General features: G+C 28.3%; 16 protein-coding genes. 9 read left to right on the top strand and 7 right to left on the bottom strand.

The annotated features are described in order from the left end of the window. Positions 1-271: 271 nt before the first annotated feature. Together KO506_RS14015 and bshA are read left to right on the top strand one after the other, a co-directional pair. Positions 272-1,117: a transketolase gene (locus tag KO506_RS14015; protein ID WP_215995544.1), complete on the top strand. Its 846-nt coding sequence runs from the start codon at positions 272-274 to the stop codon at positions 1,115-1,117. A 127-nt stretch (positions 1,118-1,244) separates the two neighbouring features. Further along, complete coding sequence (gene bshA / locus KO506_RS14010; RefSeq protein WP_215995543.1) at positions 1,245-2,381, top strand: N-acetyl-alpha-D-glucosaminyl L-malate synthase BshA; 1,137 nt, start codon at positions 1,245-1,247, stop codon at positions 2,379-2,381. A 65-nt stretch (positions 2,382-2,446) separates the two neighbouring features. On the opposite strand, the gene KO506_RS14005 is transcribed toward bshA, so the two are convergent. Beyond that, a complete protein-coding gene (locus KO506_RS14005; protein WP_215995542.1) occupies positions 2,447-3,088 on the bottom strand; it encodes a DUF937 domain-containing protein in 642 nt (213 codons plus the stop codon). A 123-nt stretch (positions 3,089-3,211) separates the two neighbouring features. Between KO506_RS14005 and KO506_RS14000 the strand changes: the two genes are divergently transcribed. Genes KO506_RS14000 through KO506_RS13990 form a run of 3 tightly spaced genes read left to right on the top strand, consistent with a single transcriptional unit; the run spans position 3,212 to position 5,713 of the window. Then, positions 3,212-4,537 (top strand): dicarboxylate/amino acid:cation symporter, encoded by a 1,326-nt coding sequence (locus KO506_RS14000; protein ID WP_215995541.1) that lies wholly within the window; start codon positions 3,212-3,214, stop codon positions 4,535-4,537. A gap of 1 nt (position 4,538) precedes the next feature. Continuing rightward, complete coding sequence (locus tag KO506_RS13995; protein ID WP_215995540.1) at positions 4,539-5,384, top strand: sulfurtransferase; 846 nt, start codon at positions 4,539-4,541, stop codon at positions 5,382-5,384. Next, a complete protein-coding gene (locus tag KO506_RS13990; protein ID WP_215995539.1) occupies positions 5,384-5,713 on the top strand; it encodes a hypothetical protein in 330 nt (109 codons plus the stop codon). The genes KO506_RS13995 and KO506_RS13990 overlap by 1 nt, the downstream gene beginning before the upstream one ends. Positions 5,714-5,827: 114 nt before the next feature. Here KO506_RS13990 and KO506_RS13985 read toward each other — a convergent pair whose 3' ends face one another. From KO506_RS13985 to KO506_RS13965, 5 genes are all read right to left on the bottom strand, one after another. Continuing rightward, on the bottom strand, positions 5,828-6,628 hold the full coding sequence (locus KO506_RS13985) for a type 1 glutamine amidotransferase domain-containing protein (RefSeq protein WP_215995538.1): 801 nt from the start codon (positions 6,626-6,628) through the stop codon (positions 5,828-5,830). Between the two features lie 77 nt (positions 6,629-6,705). Next, positions 6,706-7,290 carry a Crp/Fnr family transcriptional regulator gene (locus KO506_RS13980; RefSeq protein ID WP_215995537.1) on the bottom strand — a complete coding sequence of 195 codons (585 nt, stop codon included), beginning with the start codon at positions 7,288-7,290 and terminating at the stop codon, positions 6,706-6,708. Positions 7,291-7,384: 94 nt separating this feature from the next. After that, positions 7,385-7,903: an OmpH family outer membrane protein gene (locus KO506_RS13975; RefSeq protein WP_215995536.1), complete on the bottom strand. Its 519-nt coding sequence runs from the start codon at positions 7,901-7,903 to the stop codon at positions 7,385-7,387. 79 nt (positions 7,904-7,982) lie between these two features. Continuing rightward, positions 7,983-8,906, bottom strand: coding sequence for a tRNA (adenosine(37)-N6)-dimethylallyltransferase MiaA (gene miaA / locus KO506_RS13970; RefSeq protein ID WP_215995535.1), 924 nt, complete (start codon positions 8,904-8,906; stop codon positions 7,983-7,985). After that, a complete protein-coding gene (locus tag KO506_RS13965; protein ID WP_215995534.1) occupies positions 8,903-9,730 on the bottom strand; it encodes an ion transporter in 828 nt (275 codons plus the stop codon). Before KO506_RS13965 ends, miaA begins: the two co-directional genes overlap by 4 nt. A 191-nt stretch (positions 9,731-9,921) precedes the next feature. On the opposite strand from KO506_RS13965, the gene KO506_RS13960 reads away from it, so the two are divergent. The 4 genes from KO506_RS13960 to KO506_RS13945 all read left to right on the top strand — a co-directional run bounded on the left by KO506_RS13960 (position 9,922) and on the right by KO506_RS13945 (position 14,828). Beyond that, the gene (locus KO506_RS13960) at positions 9,922-10,566 is read left to right on the top strand and encodes a DUF4331 family protein (protein WP_215995533.1); all 645 of its coding nucleotides are present in this window, start codon (positions 9,922-9,924) and stop codon (positions 10,564-10,566) included. Positions 10,567-10,597: 31 nt separating this feature from the next. After that, positions 10,598-11,152: a DUF4331 family protein gene (locus tag KO506_RS13955; protein WP_215995532.1), complete on the top strand. Its 555-nt coding sequence runs from the start codon at positions 10,598-10,600 to the stop codon at positions 11,150-11,152. A 129-nt stretch (positions 11,153-11,281) separates the two neighbouring features. Further along, positions 11,282-12,577 (top strand): tetratricopeptide repeat protein, encoded by a 1,296-nt coding sequence (locus KO506_RS13950; RefSeq protein ID WP_215995531.1) that lies wholly within the window; start codon positions 11,282-11,284, stop codon positions 12,575-12,577. A 22-nt stretch (positions 12,578-12,599) separates the two neighbouring features. Next, the gene (locus tag KO506_RS13945; RefSeq protein ID WP_215995530.1) at positions 12,600-14,828 is read left to right on the top strand and encodes a TonB-dependent receptor; all 2,229 of its coding nucleotides are present in this window, start codon (positions 12,600-12,602) and stop codon (positions 14,826-14,828) included. A gap of 227 nt (positions 14,829-15,055) precedes the next feature. Here KO506_RS13945 and KO506_RS13940 read toward each other — a convergent pair whose 3' ends face one another. Next, positions 15,056-15,970 (bottom strand): NAD(P)/FAD-dependent oxidoreductase, encoded by a 915-nt coding sequence (locus KO506_RS13940; RefSeq protein ID WP_215995529.1) that lies wholly within the window; start codon positions 15,968-15,970, stop codon positions 15,056-15,058. Positions 15,971-16,162: the final 192 nt, after the last annotated feature.

Raw genomic sequence — 16,162 nt, 5'->3', positions numbered from 1 at the left:
ATTGCATTAATTTTTAATTAAAAAAAGCCGAAAAGCTATTAAAGTAGGCAAATGTTTAAAACCTATTTGATTTATAAATCAAATAGGTTTTAAATTTAAAAAACGATTCTATTTTATTTAAAAAACAGAGGCTTTACTTAAAATTTGTTTCATTAAAATAACAAGATTTACATTTATAATATCTATTTCATAAATTTTAAATAAATATTAAATTTAATCCTCTACTAATTCAATCACTTTTGTATTTTTGTCGTTAAATTAAAAGAATACAATGCCTACAACACAACAATTACAAGATTTTACACAACAAGTACGTAGAGATATATTAAGAATGGTTCATAAAGTAAGTTCTGGTCATCCAGGAGGTTCTTTGGGCTGTGCAGAGTTTTTTACTTGTTTGTATCAAGAAGTAATGGATTATTCTACAGATTTTACAATGGATGGAAAAAACGAAGATTTGTTTTTTCTTTCTAATGGTCATATTTCTCCAGTTTATTATAGTGTATTGGCACATAGTGGCTTTTTCCCTGTAGAAGAATTAAATACGTTTAGATTAATTGATTCTCGTTTACAAGGGCACCCAACAACGCATGAAGGTTTAGAAGGTATTAGAATTGCTTCTGGTTCTTTAGGACAAGGAATGTCTGTTGCTTTAGGTGCTGCAGAAGCAAAAAAGTTAAATGGAGATGATAAATTAATTTATTCTTTACATGGAGATGGTGAGTTGCAAGAAGGGCAAAACTGGGAAGCAATTATGTATGCATCTGCAAAAAAAGTAGATAATTTAATTGCAACTATCGATTTAAATGGAAAACAAATTGATGGTGCTACAGATGATGTTTTACCTATGGGAAGCATTAAAGCAAAATTCGAAGCTTTTGGTTGGGATGTAATTGAAGTTAAAGAAGGTAATGATATTGATGCTATTTTAGCAGGTTTAGCCGAGGCAAAATCATTAACAGGTAAAGGAAAACCAGTTTGTATCTTATTAGAAACAATGATGGGTAATGGAGTAGATTTTATGATGCACACCCATGCTTGGCATGGTAAAGCACCAAGTGATGAGCAATTAGAAAATGCTTTGGCTCAAAATCCTACAACTTTAGGCGATTATTAAAAAAAAACTTTTTTTAAATATTTAAAAAGCTTTTCAAATTATTTGAGAAGCTTTTTTTGTGATTTCATTTAGAAACGAAATGTAATATTAAACTTATATTTACGACTTTCTTAATAAAATATAATAAATGAAAATAGGTATTGTTTGTTATCCAACCTTTGGAGGAAGTGGAGTAGTAGCAACAGAATTAGGAATGGCTTTGGCAGATAAAGGTCATGAAGTTCATTTTATAACTTATAATCAGCCAGTTCGTTTAGATTATTTATCACATAAATTACATTTTCATAGGGTTGTAGTAGAAGAATACCCTTTATTTGAATACCAGCCTTATGAGTTGGCATTATCAACCAAAATGGTAGAGGTTGTAAAAAAGTATGATTTAGAAGTGTTGCATGTACATTATGCAATACCCCATGCATATGCAGCTTATATGGCTAAACAAATGCTTAAAGAAAAAGGTGTTTATGTTAAAGTTGTAACTACTTTACATGGTACAGATATAACTTTGGTGGGTAGTCATCCTATTTATAAAGCTGCAGTTGAGTTTAGCATAAATAATTCTGATGTTGTTACAGCAGTATCAAATAACTTAAAAAAAACTACCAATGAACTTTTTAATATTAATAAAAAAATTCAAGTTGTTTATAATTTTATTGATGTAGAAAAATATAGTAAAGCAGAAGAAGATGAATGTCAAAGAGGAGCTTTAGCAACATCTAATGAAAGAATTTTAACACACATTAGTAATTTTAGACCAGTAAAAAGGGTAGAAGATGTAATTAAGGTTTTTTATGAGGTTCAAAAAGAAATCCCTGCTAAATTATTAATGATTGGTGAAGGGCCAGAAAGAAAAAAAGCGGAACTCTTAACTAAAAAATTAGGCATAAAAAACAAAGTATTCTTTTTAGGGAATAGTACAGAAATCGATAAAATTTTATGTTATTCAGATGTCTTTTTATTACCATCTGAAACCGAAAGTTTTGGTTTAGCAGCTTTAGAAGCAATGGCTGCAAAAAATGCAGTTATTTCTACTAATACAGGAGGTTTACCAGAAGTAAATTTACATGGAGAGACTGGTTTTTTAAGCAATTTAGGTGATATAGAAGATATGGCTAAAAATGCCATTTCTATATTAAAAGATGATGATGTGTTAGAATGTTTTAAGTTAAACGCAAGAGAATTTACCAAACGTTTTTCTTTGCAAAACATATTACCAGTTTATGAATACATTTATAAGTCTTGTTATAAAAGTGAAGTTCAATAAAACATAAAAAAAACTCAAAATCTTAGATTTTGAGTTTTTTTTTATTTAAAAAATAAATGGTTTCCTTATTTTCCAAAAAGACCACCAATCATTCCACCAATTCCACTACCAGAACTATTTTTACTGCCACCTAAAAGCATACCAGCAACATCATCTACAACACTTCCATCACCATCAGAATCTAAAATTTGTTCTAAGAAATTTTGTTCGCTTTTAGTATCATTACCACCTAACATTCCTCCTAAAAGACTTGTTAAGCCACCAGAATTAGATAAATCTTTAGATTGTTTTTCTTTACCTAAATAACCCATTACTAATGGTGCTGCAATTTTTAAAATATTACTAACAGAACTTGCATCCAATCCAGATTTTTGACCAATTACTTGTTCTACACCACTTTGTTTAGCACCTAGAATATGACCTAAAATCCCTGCACCATCTTGTTTTACTGTTTCATCAACTCCACCATCAAATAAACCACTAAGGTTATTTAAAATACTACCATCATGTTTATTGTTTAATGCATTCATTAAACCTGCAGCACCTTCTGGAGTAGCTGCATTTCTTTCCATTCCTTTCATCAACAGAGGTAAAGCCATAGTTAAAACACTACTTGTTTTGCTAGAATCGTTACCTGTAGAACCAGCTACACCTGATACTATTTGTTTACCTAAATCGCTATTTAATAAATCTAATATTCCTGACATTTTATGTTTTTAATAATTAATATATAAGTTCACTAAAAATATGACACAATATAACAATAAAGTCACTTTAATTTTAAATATTTTTTTATCTTTCAGCTTATTTTTTAAATTTTAAACAACTTAATGAAGAAACTCGCTTTACATTGGAAAATTTTAATAGGAATGGTACTAGGAATCATTTTTGGTTTTATTATGAATACTGTTGATGGAGGTAAAGATTTTGTAACAGATTGGATTAAACCATTTGGAACAATTTTTATCAATCTTTTAAAATTAATTGCAGTACCACTTATTTTAGCTTCTTTAATTAAAGGAATATCTGACTTAAAAGATATTTCTAAAATTAAAACAATGGGATTTAGAACCATTTCAATTTATATATTTACAACTTTAGTTGCAGTTATTATAGGTTTAGGTATTGTAAATACTGTTAAACCAGGTAATGGAATGCCTGCAGATACCATAGAAAAAATTAAAGCAAAGTATGAAACTTCTAGCGATGTTTCTGATAAGTTAGCAAAAGCTTCTGTTCAAAAAGATTCTGGACCATTACAAGCTTTGGTAGATATTTTTCCGAGTAATATTTTTAAAGCTTTTACAGAAGCAAGTATGTTGCAAATTATCTTTTTTGCCTTATTTGTAGGGATTAGTTTACTCTTAATACCAGAAGAAAAAGCAAAACCATTAACAAGCTTCTTTGATTCTTTAAATGAAGTGGTAATGAAAATGGTAGACTTAATTATGCTTTTTGCACCATATGCTGTTTTTGCTTTACTAGCAAATGTTATTATTGCTTTCGATGATACAGAAATTTTAGTAAAATTATTAGCTTATGCATTGTGTGTGGTTGGAGGTTTAGCAATAATGATAGGTTTCTATGTTTTATTAGTTTATGTGTATACCAAAAAATCGCCAGCTTGGTTTTTAAAACAAATAAGTCCTGCTCAATTACTTGCCTTTTCTACAAGTTCAAGTGCTGCAACTTTACCAGTAACTATGGAACGTGTAGAAGAACATTTAGGTGTAGATAAAGAAGTTTCTGGCTTTGTTTTACCTGTAGGAGCAACCGTAAATATGGATGGAACTAGTTTGTATCAAGGTATTGCAGCTGTATTTATTATGCAGGTTTTATGGCCAGAAGGATTAACGTTAACCAATCAATTGGTAATTATAGGAACTTCAGTTTTAGCTTCTATTGGTAGTGCTGCTGTGCCAAGTGCTGGTATTGTAATGTTGGTTATTGTTTTAGAAACGATTGGTTTTCCTGCAGAATTACTACCAATTGGTATTGCATTAATTTTTGCAGTAGATAGACCTTTAGATATGTGTAGAACAACAGTAAATGTTACTGGAGATGCAACTGTAGCAATGATTGTAGCAAAATCTCTAGATAAATTACACGATCCTAAACCTAAAAATTGGGATGATAATTACGAAGCTGTAAAGTAAAATGTCTTTAAAAATAGAAAAACCTGTAGTTTCTTCAGAATGGTTATTTAATCATTTAGAAGATAAAAACTTAATTGTTTTAGATGCAACTTTACCAAAAGTAACTGCTCTAAAAAAAGAGGTTATTCAAGAAAAATATCAAATTAAAAATGCTGTTTTTTTTGATATTAAAAAGGTGTTTTCTGATGTAAATGCTCCTTTTCCGAATACAGTTTTATCAGCTAAAGAATTTGAACATAAAGCTCAAAACTTAGGTATTTATAAAGATAGCTGTATTGTTGTTTATGACGATTTAGGCATTTATTCATCACCAAGAGTTTGGTGGTTGTTTCAATTGATGGGCTTTACAAACATTGCTGTTTTAGATGGTGGTTTTCCAGATTGGGTATCAAAAGAATATGCTATAGAAAAACCAAAAGAAAAGCAGCGAGATAAAGGTGATTTTACAGCCAATTTTAAACCTGAAAAATTAAAATTCACTAATGATGTTTTAGCTGCTATCAACAATAATAAACTTTTAATTGCTGATGCAAGATCTAAAGGACGATTTTACGCAACTGCTCCAGAACCAAGAGAAGATGTAAAAGGTGGGCATATACCAAATTCAGTGAGTTTGCCTTTTAATGATATATTAACTGGTGGAAAACTAAAATCTGAAAAGGAATTAAAATTAATTTTTAAAAAAATAAACCCAGAAAATAAAGAGTTAATATTTTCTTGTGGAACAGGAATAACAGCTTCAGTTTTGGCTTTAGGTGCAGAAATTGCAGGTAATAAAAATTGTGCTGTTTATGATGGTTCTTGGACAGAATGGGGTTCTACAAATAATTTACCAATAGAAAAATAATGGAAAAATTAGATTGGACAAAAAAGGAATTTGAAGCCTATGTGCTTTTGTATGCTGCACATTGTAATTTTTTTGAGTCAGAAGAAGAAGAAAAATATATTTTATCTAGAGTAGATAAAATTACATATCATAAAATTCATACAGAAGTAGTTGTAGATTCTGATGAACAAAACTTAAACAAAATTCAGCAATATTTATCAGAAAATAAATTTAGTCAAAACGAAAAAGACGATTTAATTAGAGATATTAAAAATGTGTTTTTTGCTGATGGTTCTGTAGATGTAATTGAAAAAAAGGTTTTTAGTATTTTAAAGAAAATTATTGAATAATATTTTAATTTTCTTTTTTTTGGTTTCTTAATAAACTTCAATGAAATAAAGAGAAATAATTGCATAAAAAAGCCTCATAATTGCATGAGGCTTTTTTAATAAATTTAATAATTCTTATTTTAATTTTTCCAATAAAAGTTCTGCAACTAATTCTGAAGAAGCTGGGTTTTGACCTGTAATCAACAATCCATCCTCCACAGCATAAGAAGTCCAATCTGCTTTTTTTGAGTAAATTCCACCATTTTCTTTTAGCATATCTTCTACTAAAAACGGAACTACAGTTGTTAATTGTACAGCTTCTTCTTCTGTATTTGTAAAACCAGTTACTTTTTTACCATCAACTAAATAAGTTCCATCAGTTTTTTTAGTGTTTTTAAAAATTGCAGGAGCATGACAAACAGCTGCAACAGGTTTATTGTTATTGTAAAAGCTTTCTATTAAGTTAATTGAATTTTTATCTTCAGCTAAATCCCATAAAGGACCATGACCACCAGGATAAAAAATAGCATCAAAATCTTCTTGATTTATGGTTTCTAATTTTAAGGTTTTAGATAAAATTTCTTTCGTTTCTGCATCATTATTAAACCTTATAGTTGCAGGAGTTTGAAAATCTGCTTCATTACTTTTAGGGTCAATAGGAGGCTGACTACCTTTAGGAGATGCAATTGTAATTGCTATACCTTTATCTTTTAATAAATAATAAGGTGCAGCAAATTCTTCAATCCAAAATCCTGTTTTTTCTCCTGTTGTACCTAATTTATCGTGACTTGTTAGTACAAATAATACGTTTTTCATTTTAGTGTTTTTTTCTGTGTTATTATTTAAGTTATTATCTACAGATTTATTTTCTTTTATACTTTTTGCACAAGCAGACAATAAAACTATAGCTGTAATAATTATTGATATTTTTTTCATTTGTGAATGTAGTTTTGTTTTTATGACAACAAAATTATTAACAAACGAAACACTAAAAATTGATGTATGGTAATAAATTAATTTTGCGCTATTTCTTTTCTAATTCTACTTAAACTTTCTGTAGTAATTCCTAAATATGAAGCTATATGAAAGTTTTTTACATTCTGTTCTATATTAGGATAAGTAGTTATAAATGAAAGGTATCTTTCTTTGGCAGATTGAGATAAACTAGCCAAAATTCTTTTTTGAAAACTAGTAAAAGCTCTTTCCATTTTTTTTCTGAAAAAAGTTTCTAATTGAGGAATCTCTTTGTAAAGAATCTCCATATTTTCTTTTGATATTTTATATAGCGTAGCATTTTGGATGGTTTCTATATGCATTATTGCTTTTGAAGATGTAAAAAAAGCAGTGTAATCACTAATCCACCAATCATTTATGGCAAATTGCAAAGTATGTTCTTTACCAGAATTATCTATATAATAGGTTCTTAAACATCCATCAAAAACATAATATTGATTAAAAACTGTATCACCAGCTTTTAGAATTGTAGTTCCTTTTTTTAAGGTAAGTTTCTCTAGCTTATTTTCAATACATATTTTTTCATCCTTAGAAAAAGAAACATTTTTAAAAATTTGTGATAGTATAGATGTATCAAGGTTCATATAATTAGAGTGTAATTAAAACTAGAAGGTAATATATAAAAATAAAAAAAAGCCTCATAAAAATGAGACTTTTAAATATTGTTTAAAGAATAAATTATTCTTTTACTTCTGGTTCTTTAACACCTAATTTAGCCATAACTAATTTAGTGATATCATACTTTTCATCTACATAAGCAAATTCATTACCTGCTACTGTTAAAATATGAGTATAGCCATTTTCTTTTACGACTACTTTAATTGCGTCGCTTAATTTTTTATACAATGGTCTCATTAATTCGTTTTGTTTTAACTGCATTAATTTTTTACCATTTGCCTGATATTGATTAAGATTTTGCTCTAGTTCAGTTAATTCTTTAATGATTGTTTTTTTCATTAAATCACCCATTTCTTTCTCTTTTTCTTTATAATCAGCAACTTTATCTTGATATTCTTTCATTTTAATTGAAAAAGAAGAATCTAATCTTACTCCATATTCTTGCGTTTTTTTAATAACAATTTTTGCCTCTGGCATTATATTTATAATATAATCGCTATTTATGGTACCAGTTTTTGTTTGCGCAATAGATAATGTACTAATAAAAGCAATAAAAAGAATTGTAATTTTTAATTTCATGATTTTAATTTTGTGAGTAACAAAGATATAAAAGCGAATGATTTATGAAAGTGAGTTGTTCATAAAAAAAGTTAAAAATTTAACTTTCTGAAACAGTGGTGTCTTCTATGGTTTTAATAATAGTGTTGATGTCCGTTTTATAATCAAACCTTAAAGTTTTTTCATCTTTTTTAAACCAAGTTATTTGTCTTTTTGCAAATCGTCTTGTATTTTTTTTGATTTCAGAAATTGCAAATTCTTTGGTAAACTCATCATCAAAATAAGAAAATAATTCTCTGTAACCAACAGTTTGCAAGGCATTTAGGTTTTTATGTTTATGTAATGCTTTTGCTTCTTCTAATAAACCATTTTTAATCATTAGATCTACTCTTTGGTTAATTCTGCTATAAATAATTTCTCTATCTGCAGTTAAACCTACTTTAATACTATTAAAATTTCTAGGTACTTTTGGCTTATTTCTAAAAGTAGAGTAGGGTGTATTTGTACCAATACAAATTTCTAAAGCTCTCATTATTCTATGAGGATTATCGATTGCAATGGTGTTGTAAGTTTCTATGTCTAATTTCTTTAGTTTTTCTTGTAGATACTCAATTCCTTTTTCTTCTAGTTCTTTGGTTAAATCTATTCTGATTTGTTTATCCACTTCAGGAAAATAATCTAACCCTTTTAAAACAGCATCTACATATAAACCACTACCACCAACCATAATCTGTACATGGTTCTCTGAAAATAAATCATTTAACTTGGCTAAAGCATCTCTTTCAAATTGCCCAACATTATAGTCGTCAAAAATACTTCTGTCTTGTATAAAGTGATGATTTGCTGCTGCTAGTTCTTCTGGTTCTGGTACAGCAGTTCCTATGGTCATTTCTTTATAAAACTGTCTAGAATCGCAAGAAATAATATCACTTTTAAAATGATTTGCCAATTGTATACTTAAAGCAGTTTTACCAATTGCTGTAGGTCCAACAATTGTAATTAAGGTGTTTTTGTGTTGTGTCATTCGTTTAAAATACTACCACAATGATAACAAAAAGTGGCATTTTCTTTATGATTATCTTTTAAACAATTTGGGCAAGATTGCGTATTTGTATGATGTTCGTTAGCCGTTTTTGTCATTTCAGAACTTACAATTCCTGTTGGTATTGCAATAATAGAATATCCTAAAATCATAATTACACTTGCAATTAATTGTCCTAAAGCTGTTTGTGGAGCAATATCTCCAAAACCAACAGTAGTTAATGTTACAATTGCCCAATAAATACTTTTCGGAATATTTGTAAAACCATTTTCAGCACCTTCTATCATATACATTACTGTTCCTAAAATGATACAAACAATTAAAACAAAAAATAAAAAAACAGCAATTTTAGCTCTACTCGCTTTTAATGCTAAAAGCAATTTGTTAGATGCACCTATATATCTGGCTAATTTTAAAATTCTAAAAACTCTAAGCAAACGTAAAGCTCTTAAAGCTACTAAACCTTGCGAGCCTACAAAAATAAATGATAGGTAAATTGGTATAGTTGATAAAAAATCTATAATTCCATAAAAACTAAAAACATATTTAAGTGGTTTTTTTATAGAAATAATTCTTAAAATATACTCAATACTAAATAAAATGGTAATAATCCATTCACCAATATATAAAGCATCATGGTATTTTGCATCAAAACTTACAACACTTTCTAGCATTACTAATAGTATACTAGCAATAATGGCAATCAATAAAATAACATCAAATAACTTTCCTTCTGGGGTATCTGCTTCATAAATTATTTCATGAAGGCGAAATTTCCAAGAAGTTTTTTTAGTAGAATTCTTCAAATTTTGTCTAAATTTCTATTACAATACTACAAATATTTAGTGGATTTATAATTTTTTTTACCTCATTTTCTCTTTGTTTATAAGGAATTTGATTTTTTTTTGAAAAAAAACAAACTTTTTTAAAACCGTACTTACAATTACCTCGTAAGTATATGTGAGATTCAATTAAAATAACTTAAAAAACTCACACAATGAAAAAAACAAAAATTTTAGCTGCAACTGTTTTCGCAGCAATTATCGGTTTAATTACAATTGCAGCAGATCATATTGATGCTCCTGCAGTAAGTGGAACATCAGCAGACATTACTGACTTCTATGCTTTTCAAGGAGAAGACACAAACAATTTAGTATTTGTAGCAAACGTACAAGGATTATTAAGTCCGGATGCAACTACTGCAGCTTCTTTTAGTGAAAATGTTATGGTAGAATTTAATATTGATACCAATGATGACAAAGTAGAAGATTTGGTTATACAAGCAATACCAAGAGATGGTAAAATGTATTTCTTTGGTCCTTATGCACCAACAACAACAGGACTAAATAGTATGATTAATGAATTGGCTACAAAATCTGAAGTAGCAATTTCATCTTCTTCTGCAATTGTTGCTAATCAAAATGGAATGAAATTTTTTGCAGGACCAAGAGATGATCCTTTCTTTATGGATTTTGCACAATATGGAGAAATTATAGGTGGTAATGCATCTGGTTTTAACAGCCCTGGTTCAGATACTTTTGCGGGTACAAATGTAATGTCTATAGTTGTAGAAGTGCCAAAAAGTGAAATTGGTGGTTCTGGTACAATTAATACTTGGGTAGAGGCAAAATCAAAACAATAATAAACTAACTAACAATTTAAAATATAGAATTATGAAAATTTTTAAAATAAAATATATAGCAATAGCAGTTGCATCACTTCTTATGGTAAGCTGTAATAATGATGATAACATGATGGAAGAAACTTCAATTGATTTTTCTGGAACTTTTGTTCAAGAAGATCAAATGGGTAGACCAGCAGTAAATACAGTTTTTGTTTCTTCTGATAGTAAAGATGCTTTTAATACTACAATACCTTCTCAACAAGGAGCAATGTTTCAGTCAATGTTTCAGGCTAATTTAACAGGTTTAAGTCCTGCTTATGCAAATGATGGTGATGCAAATGCATTAGGTTTAGACGCTGCTACTTTTACAGGTTTATTAGCTACAGACGTTTTAAATGTGTCTTTAGATGGTACTACAACTTTTTATGATGGTACTAACGTTTTAACAGGTAGAGCTTTAGCAGATGATGTAATTACTGTTGAATTATTATTGATTTTTGGTGGAGAAGATTTTTCTGAAAACCCTAGTTTATCTAATGATAATGTAGATGCAAATGATAAAGAATTTTCAGATTCTTTCCCTTATTTGGCTTCACCTTGGTAGATTAATAATCTAAAATTTACCTAAAAGAATTCCCCCCAAATTCGGTAATATTTAAAATCAACCCCTAAAAAAAATACTGGCGTATTTTACTACGCCAGTTATTTATAAAACAACTTTAAACTACAAATCATGAAATACATCCAACTTATTTTAGTATTTGTAACTTTTTCTATAACAATCAGTTGCAATAAAGAACAAACCAAACAAATAACAAATCCATACGAATATCAAGCGTATTTAGAATTAAATAAAAACAGTGCTTTAGAAAGTGTAAATAAAGAATTAAATTTTTGGGCAAACAAGTTAGAAAAATCACCTAATCAATATCCATATCATTCAAAAATAGCTAGTGCAAATTCTCAAATTTTTAAATTAACAGGTAATATTACTCAATTAAAAAAAGCCGAAGAAAATTTATTAGTAGCAAACAAAAAAACTAATTTTAATAACGCTGGTTATTTAAGAAGTTTAGCAAGAAATTACATTTCTCAACATCGTTTTCAAGAAGCTTTAGAGTTGTTGTTAAAAGCAGAAAAAAATGGAGAAAACTTAAAGCAGACCCATTTTATGTTGGTTGATGTTTATTTAGAATTGGGTAGTTACAAAGAAGTTACAGCATATTTATCCAAAGTAAAAAACTTTAATAATTTCGATTATTTAATAAGGTTATCTAAATACAATGATCATTTAGGTAATTTAGATAATGCCATTAAATATTTAGAAAGTGCTTTAAAGATTGCAAAGACTACTAAAAATAAAACTTTAATTCAGTGGAACTACACAAATCTTGCAGATTATTATGGTCATGCAGGTAGAATTAAAGATTCTTATAATGCTTATATAAATGCATTAAAAATTAACCCAAACAATACTTATGCAAAAAAAGGAATTGCATGGATTGTGTATTCTTATGAGAGAAATCCAGAAGAAGCTTTAAGAATTTTAAATGAAATTCAAAAAGAAAATACTTCTCCAGATTACTTTTTATTAAAGCTAGAAATTGCAGATTTTATGGGGAATATTGCTGAAAAAGAAAAGCAAACCAAAAAATATTTAGAAGCTGTTTCTAACGAAAAATATGGTGCAATGTATGCCAAATACAACGTTATTTTATTTGCAGATAGTAATGATAAAAAGAAGGAAGCCATAGAAATTGCAAAAAAAGAGGTTAAAGAAAGACCTACAGCACAATCTTACGATTTATTGGCTTGGGCTTATTATAAAAATGGTGAAACTAAAAAAGCATTACAGATTTCAGAAAAACATGTAATTGGTAAAACTTATGAGCCAGAAGCTTTGTTGCACACTGCTTTTATTTTAAAACATAATGATAAAATACTTGAAGCTAAAGAGATAAAAAACGAGTTATTAGAAAGTGTTTATGAGTTAGGTCCTTTAACAGAAATTGAGGTAAAAAACATTTAAATTCGCGAAAAATTTATAAAAAATGAAAAATAGATTCATATTATTCGTGGTTTTTATCTTCAGTTTGCAAACTATAGGACAAACTTTAAAAGGAAAAATAATAAATCCGTTTAATGAGCCTTTAGAAAATGTTTATGTGGTAAACGAAGCATCTAATACACATACACATACCAACGAAAATGGAAATTTTACGTTAGACAAAACACAGATTAATAGTAGCATTCAAGTAAGTATTCTTGGGTACGAAAAAATGACAATTAAAGTGATGCCAAAGCATTTAAAAAATGGAATAACAATCACTTTAAAAACCAAAATTTTTCAATTAGAAGAATTGGTTTTGCGTAAAGAAATAAATGCTTTACAAACTATTGCAAGAGTAGATTTACAGCTAAACCCTGTAAATAATTCGCAAGAAATATTAAGAAAAGTGCCAGGTTTATTTATTGGGCAACATGCAGGAGGAGGAAAAGCTGAACAGATTTTTTTAAGAGGTTTTGATATAGATCATGGAACAGATATTACCCTTTCTGTAGATGGTATGCCTATAAATATGGTTTCGCATGCACATGGTCAAGGTTATTCAGATTTGCATTTTGTAATTCCAGAAACCATTAAAAATATCGATTTTGGTAAAGGACCTTATTATGCAAATCAAGGTGATTTTAATACAGCAGGTTATGTAAATTTTACTACAAAAACTGCCATCAACAAAAATATGGTTTCTGTAGGTTATGGAGATTTTAACTCATTAAGAACTGTTGCAATGTTCAATTTATTAGAAAATGCAAAAAATGATGATGCTTATGTAGCTGTAGAATATATTGAGTTTGATGGCCCATTTGAATCGCCACAAAATTTTAACAGACTAAATTTATTTGCAAAATACAATACGTATTTAAACGGAAAAGACAAGCTGACTTTAACAGCATCTCATTTTACAAGTGCTTGGGATGCTTCTGGGCAAATACCAGAAAGAGAAGTTGCAAATGGTAACATTACACGTTTTGGTTCGATTGATGATACTGAAGGTGGTTATACTTCTAGATCTAATATAAATGTACAGTTGCAAAAAACTTTAGATGATACATCAATTTTTAAAGCCAATGCATTTTATTCAAATTATAATTTTGAGTTGTATTCTAACTTTACATTTTTCTTGGAAGATCCTATAAATGGAGATCAAATAAAACAATTTGAGGATAGAAATATCTACGGAATGAATGCAAAAATCATCACAGAAAAAAAATATGGAAATGTAGATGCAAAATTTACCAAAGGTTTAGGTTTACGTTTTGATAATATTAAAGACAATGAATTATCACATACCAAAAATAGAAGTGAATTACTAAATAGAATTCAGTTTGGAGATGTACAACAAACTAATGCTTATGCTTTTTTTAATTCAGAATTTGAAATTGGTAAATTTAAAATATCACCAGCATTAAGGTTCGATTATTTTAAGTTTTTATACAATGATAATTTAAGTACAACTTACGAAACATTGAGTAAAACCAAGGCAATTGTAAATCCGAAGTTAAATTTTTTATACACTCAAAACGATAATTTACAATGGTTTTTAAAATCAGGAATTGGATTTCATTCTAATGATGCAAGAGTTGTTTTACAGCAAAATGCAGATAAAGTTTTACCAAGAGCTTATGGTGTAGATTTAGGTAATATATGGAAACCTACTAAAAATTTGGTTTTAAATACTGCTTTGTGGTATTTGTTTTCTGAAGAAGAATTTGTGTACGTAGGTGATGCTGGTATTGTAGAACCATCAGGAAAATCTGAACGTTTTGGAGTAGATTTAGGAATAAGATATCAGTTAACTAATAATATTTATTTTGATACAGATGCAACTTATACAAAAGCAAAAAGCTTAGAAAACATAGTTGGAGAAGATTACATTCCTCTAGCACCGAATTTTACGATGTCTGGAGGAATATCTTTTTCGAATCTTGGTAATTTTTCAGGAGGTTTAAGATATAGATATTTAGGAGATAGAGCTGCAAATGAAGACAATAGTATAATTGCAGAAGGTTATTTTGTGAGTGATTTAAATGTTAATTACAAAGTAAATGATATAACTTTTGGTGTTGCAGTAGAAAACCTTTTTGATGTAGCTTGGAATGAGACACAATTTGCAACAGAAAGTAGATTACAAAATGAAGTAAATTCAGTAGAAGAAATACATTTTACACCTGGTACACCATTTTTTGCAAAAGCAACAATTACATATCAATTTTAGTATAAATAACTCAAGAATTGAAAAGTTATCAAAATAAAAATAGTGAAATATTATAAAAAAGTTAACCTGTTGTTTGGTTAGTTTAGTTGGATGGAAGTGCCTGTTACTTCATTGTAATGGGCATTTTTTTAAATTATAAAAATTTAAATTAAGTTTGGTTAGTTTGATTTTAGATGAAATGCCTATTACAATTTGTAATAGGCATTTTTAATTTATAAATCTATTTTTTATAAAGGCAAACTTTCTTTTATCAATTCCATATTTATTGCAGCACCAGCAATTGTGCCAGAAGATGTAGCTAAAGAAACTGCTCTAAAAGGAGATGTATTATCACCAGCAGCATAAACACCTTCAATATTTGTTTTCTGAAAAAAATCAACTTTAAAATGTCCAGAATCATTAGTTTTACATCCTATTTCTGTTGGTATTTTACAATGCTGATTAAAAGGGACTCTAGAAAATATTGCATCTATTTTAGTTTTAGCACCATCTTTAAAAGAAATTTTTTCTATGTTACCATTTAAATGCATTAATTCTTCAATCTCTTTTTCAACAATTGTAATTTTTAATTTTGATATAATTTCGATTTGTTTTTCTGTTAATTCTGATTTTCCATTGGTAAATAATGTTAAATTCTTAGACCAATTTTGGATAAGTGTACAAAGTTCAAATGCAGTTTTACCATTGGCGATAATTCCTAAATCTTTGTTAGCTACTTCATAACCATGGCAATAAGGGCAGTGTAGAATACTTATTCCCCAGCAATCTGAAAAGCCTTTAATATTTGGCATAATATCTTTAACACCAGTAGAAAAAAGGACTTTTTTTGCCTTAATTTTTTCTTTTAGTTTGGTTTCTATTTCAAATCCGTCAGAAATTTTAGTAGTAGAAATTACCAAATCATTTAAAAATTGTACTGTATCATATTCTAAAACCTGACTTTTTGCTTTTTGAAATATTTCTATCGGTTTTACGCCATCTTGAGTAATAAAATTATGTGAGTTAGGTGTTTGTCTGTTACAAGGTTTTCCACTATCAATAATTAATACATTTCTTAAAGACCTACCTAAAGCCATTGCAGCTGATAAACCAGCATAACTACCCCCAATGATTACAACATCAAATACTTTTCTTTTTTCCATATTTATTTTCAATTTATTTGATTCTAATTTTAAGGAACAAATATATCTAAAAATTATTTAATGCAACTAAGTTGCGTTAATGGTTTGTGATGTATCAGATCATAAAATCTATAGTTAAAATATTAAATAATACAGATTGAATCTTTTGATATATAGATGTTAAGAAATAATAATTGATTTACTTGTATTATA

This window comes from Polaribacter vadi (assembly GCF_018861005.1).
Taxonomy (GTDB): Bacteria; Bacteroidota; Bacteroidia; order Flavobacteriales; family Flavobacteriaceae; genus Polaribacter; species Polaribacter vadi_A.
This window is presented reverse-complemented; position numbering and strand designations above follow the sequence as displayed.

What these genes read in the sequence shown, in the direction of transcription:
- KO506_RS14015 (WP_215995544.1), top strand. Translation starts at nt 272, where the DNA reads ATGCCTACAACACAACAATTACAAGATTTTACACAACAAGTACGTAGA.
- bshA (WP_215995543.1), top strand. Translation starts at nt 1,245, where the DNA reads ATGAAAATAGGTATTGTTTGTTATCCAACCTTTGGAGGAAGTGGAGTA.
- KO506_RS14005 (WP_215995542.1), bottom strand. Translation starts at nt 3,088, where the DNA reads ATGTCAGGAATATTAGATTTATTAAATAGCGATTTAGGTAAACAAATA.
- KO506_RS14000 (WP_215995541.1), top strand. Translation starts at nt 3,212, where the DNA reads ATGAAGAAACTCGCTTTACATTGGAAAATTTTAATAGGAATGGTACTA.
- KO506_RS13995 (WP_215995540.1), top strand. Translation starts at nt 4,539, where the DNA reads ATGTCTTTAAAAATAGAAAAACCTGTAGTTTCTTCAGAATGGTTATTT.
- KO506_RS13990 (WP_215995539.1), top strand. Translation starts at nt 5,384, where the DNA reads ATGGAAAAATTAGATTGGACAAAAAAGGAATTTGAAGCCTATGTGCTT.
- KO506_RS13985 (WP_215995538.1), bottom strand. Translation starts at nt 6,628, where the DNA reads ATGAAAAAAATATCAATAATTATTACAGCTATAGTTTTATTGTCTGCT.
- KO506_RS13980 (WP_215995537.1), bottom strand. Translation starts at nt 7,290, where the DNA reads ATGAACCTTGATACATCTATACTATCACAAATTTTTAAAAATGTTTCT.
- KO506_RS13975 (WP_215995536.1), bottom strand. Translation starts at nt 7,903, where the DNA reads ATGAAATTAAAAATTACAATTCTTTTTATTGCTTTTATTAGTACATTA.
- miaA (WP_215995535.1), bottom strand. Translation starts at nt 8,906, where the DNA reads ATGACACAACACAAAAACACCTTAATTACAATTGTTGGACCTACAGCA.
- KO506_RS13960 (WP_215995533.1), top strand. Translation starts at nt 9,922, where the DNA reads ATGAAAAAAACAAAAATTTTAGCTGCAACTGTTTTCGCAGCAATTATC.
- KO506_RS13955 (WP_215995532.1), top strand. Translation starts at nt 10,598, where the DNA reads ATGAAAATTTTTAAAATAAAATATATAGCAATAGCAGTTGCATCACTT.
- KO506_RS13950 (WP_215995531.1), top strand. Translation starts at nt 11,282, where the DNA reads ATGAAATACATCCAACTTATTTTAGTATTTGTAACTTTTTCTATAACA.
- KO506_RS13945 (WP_215995530.1), top strand. Translation starts at nt 12,600, where the DNA reads ATGAAAAATAGATTCATATTATTCGTGGTTTTTATCTTCAGTTTGCAA.
- KO506_RS13940 (WP_215995529.1), bottom strand. Translation starts at nt 15,970, where the DNA reads ATGGAAAAAAGAAAAGTATTTGATGTTGTAATCATTGGGGGTAGTTAT.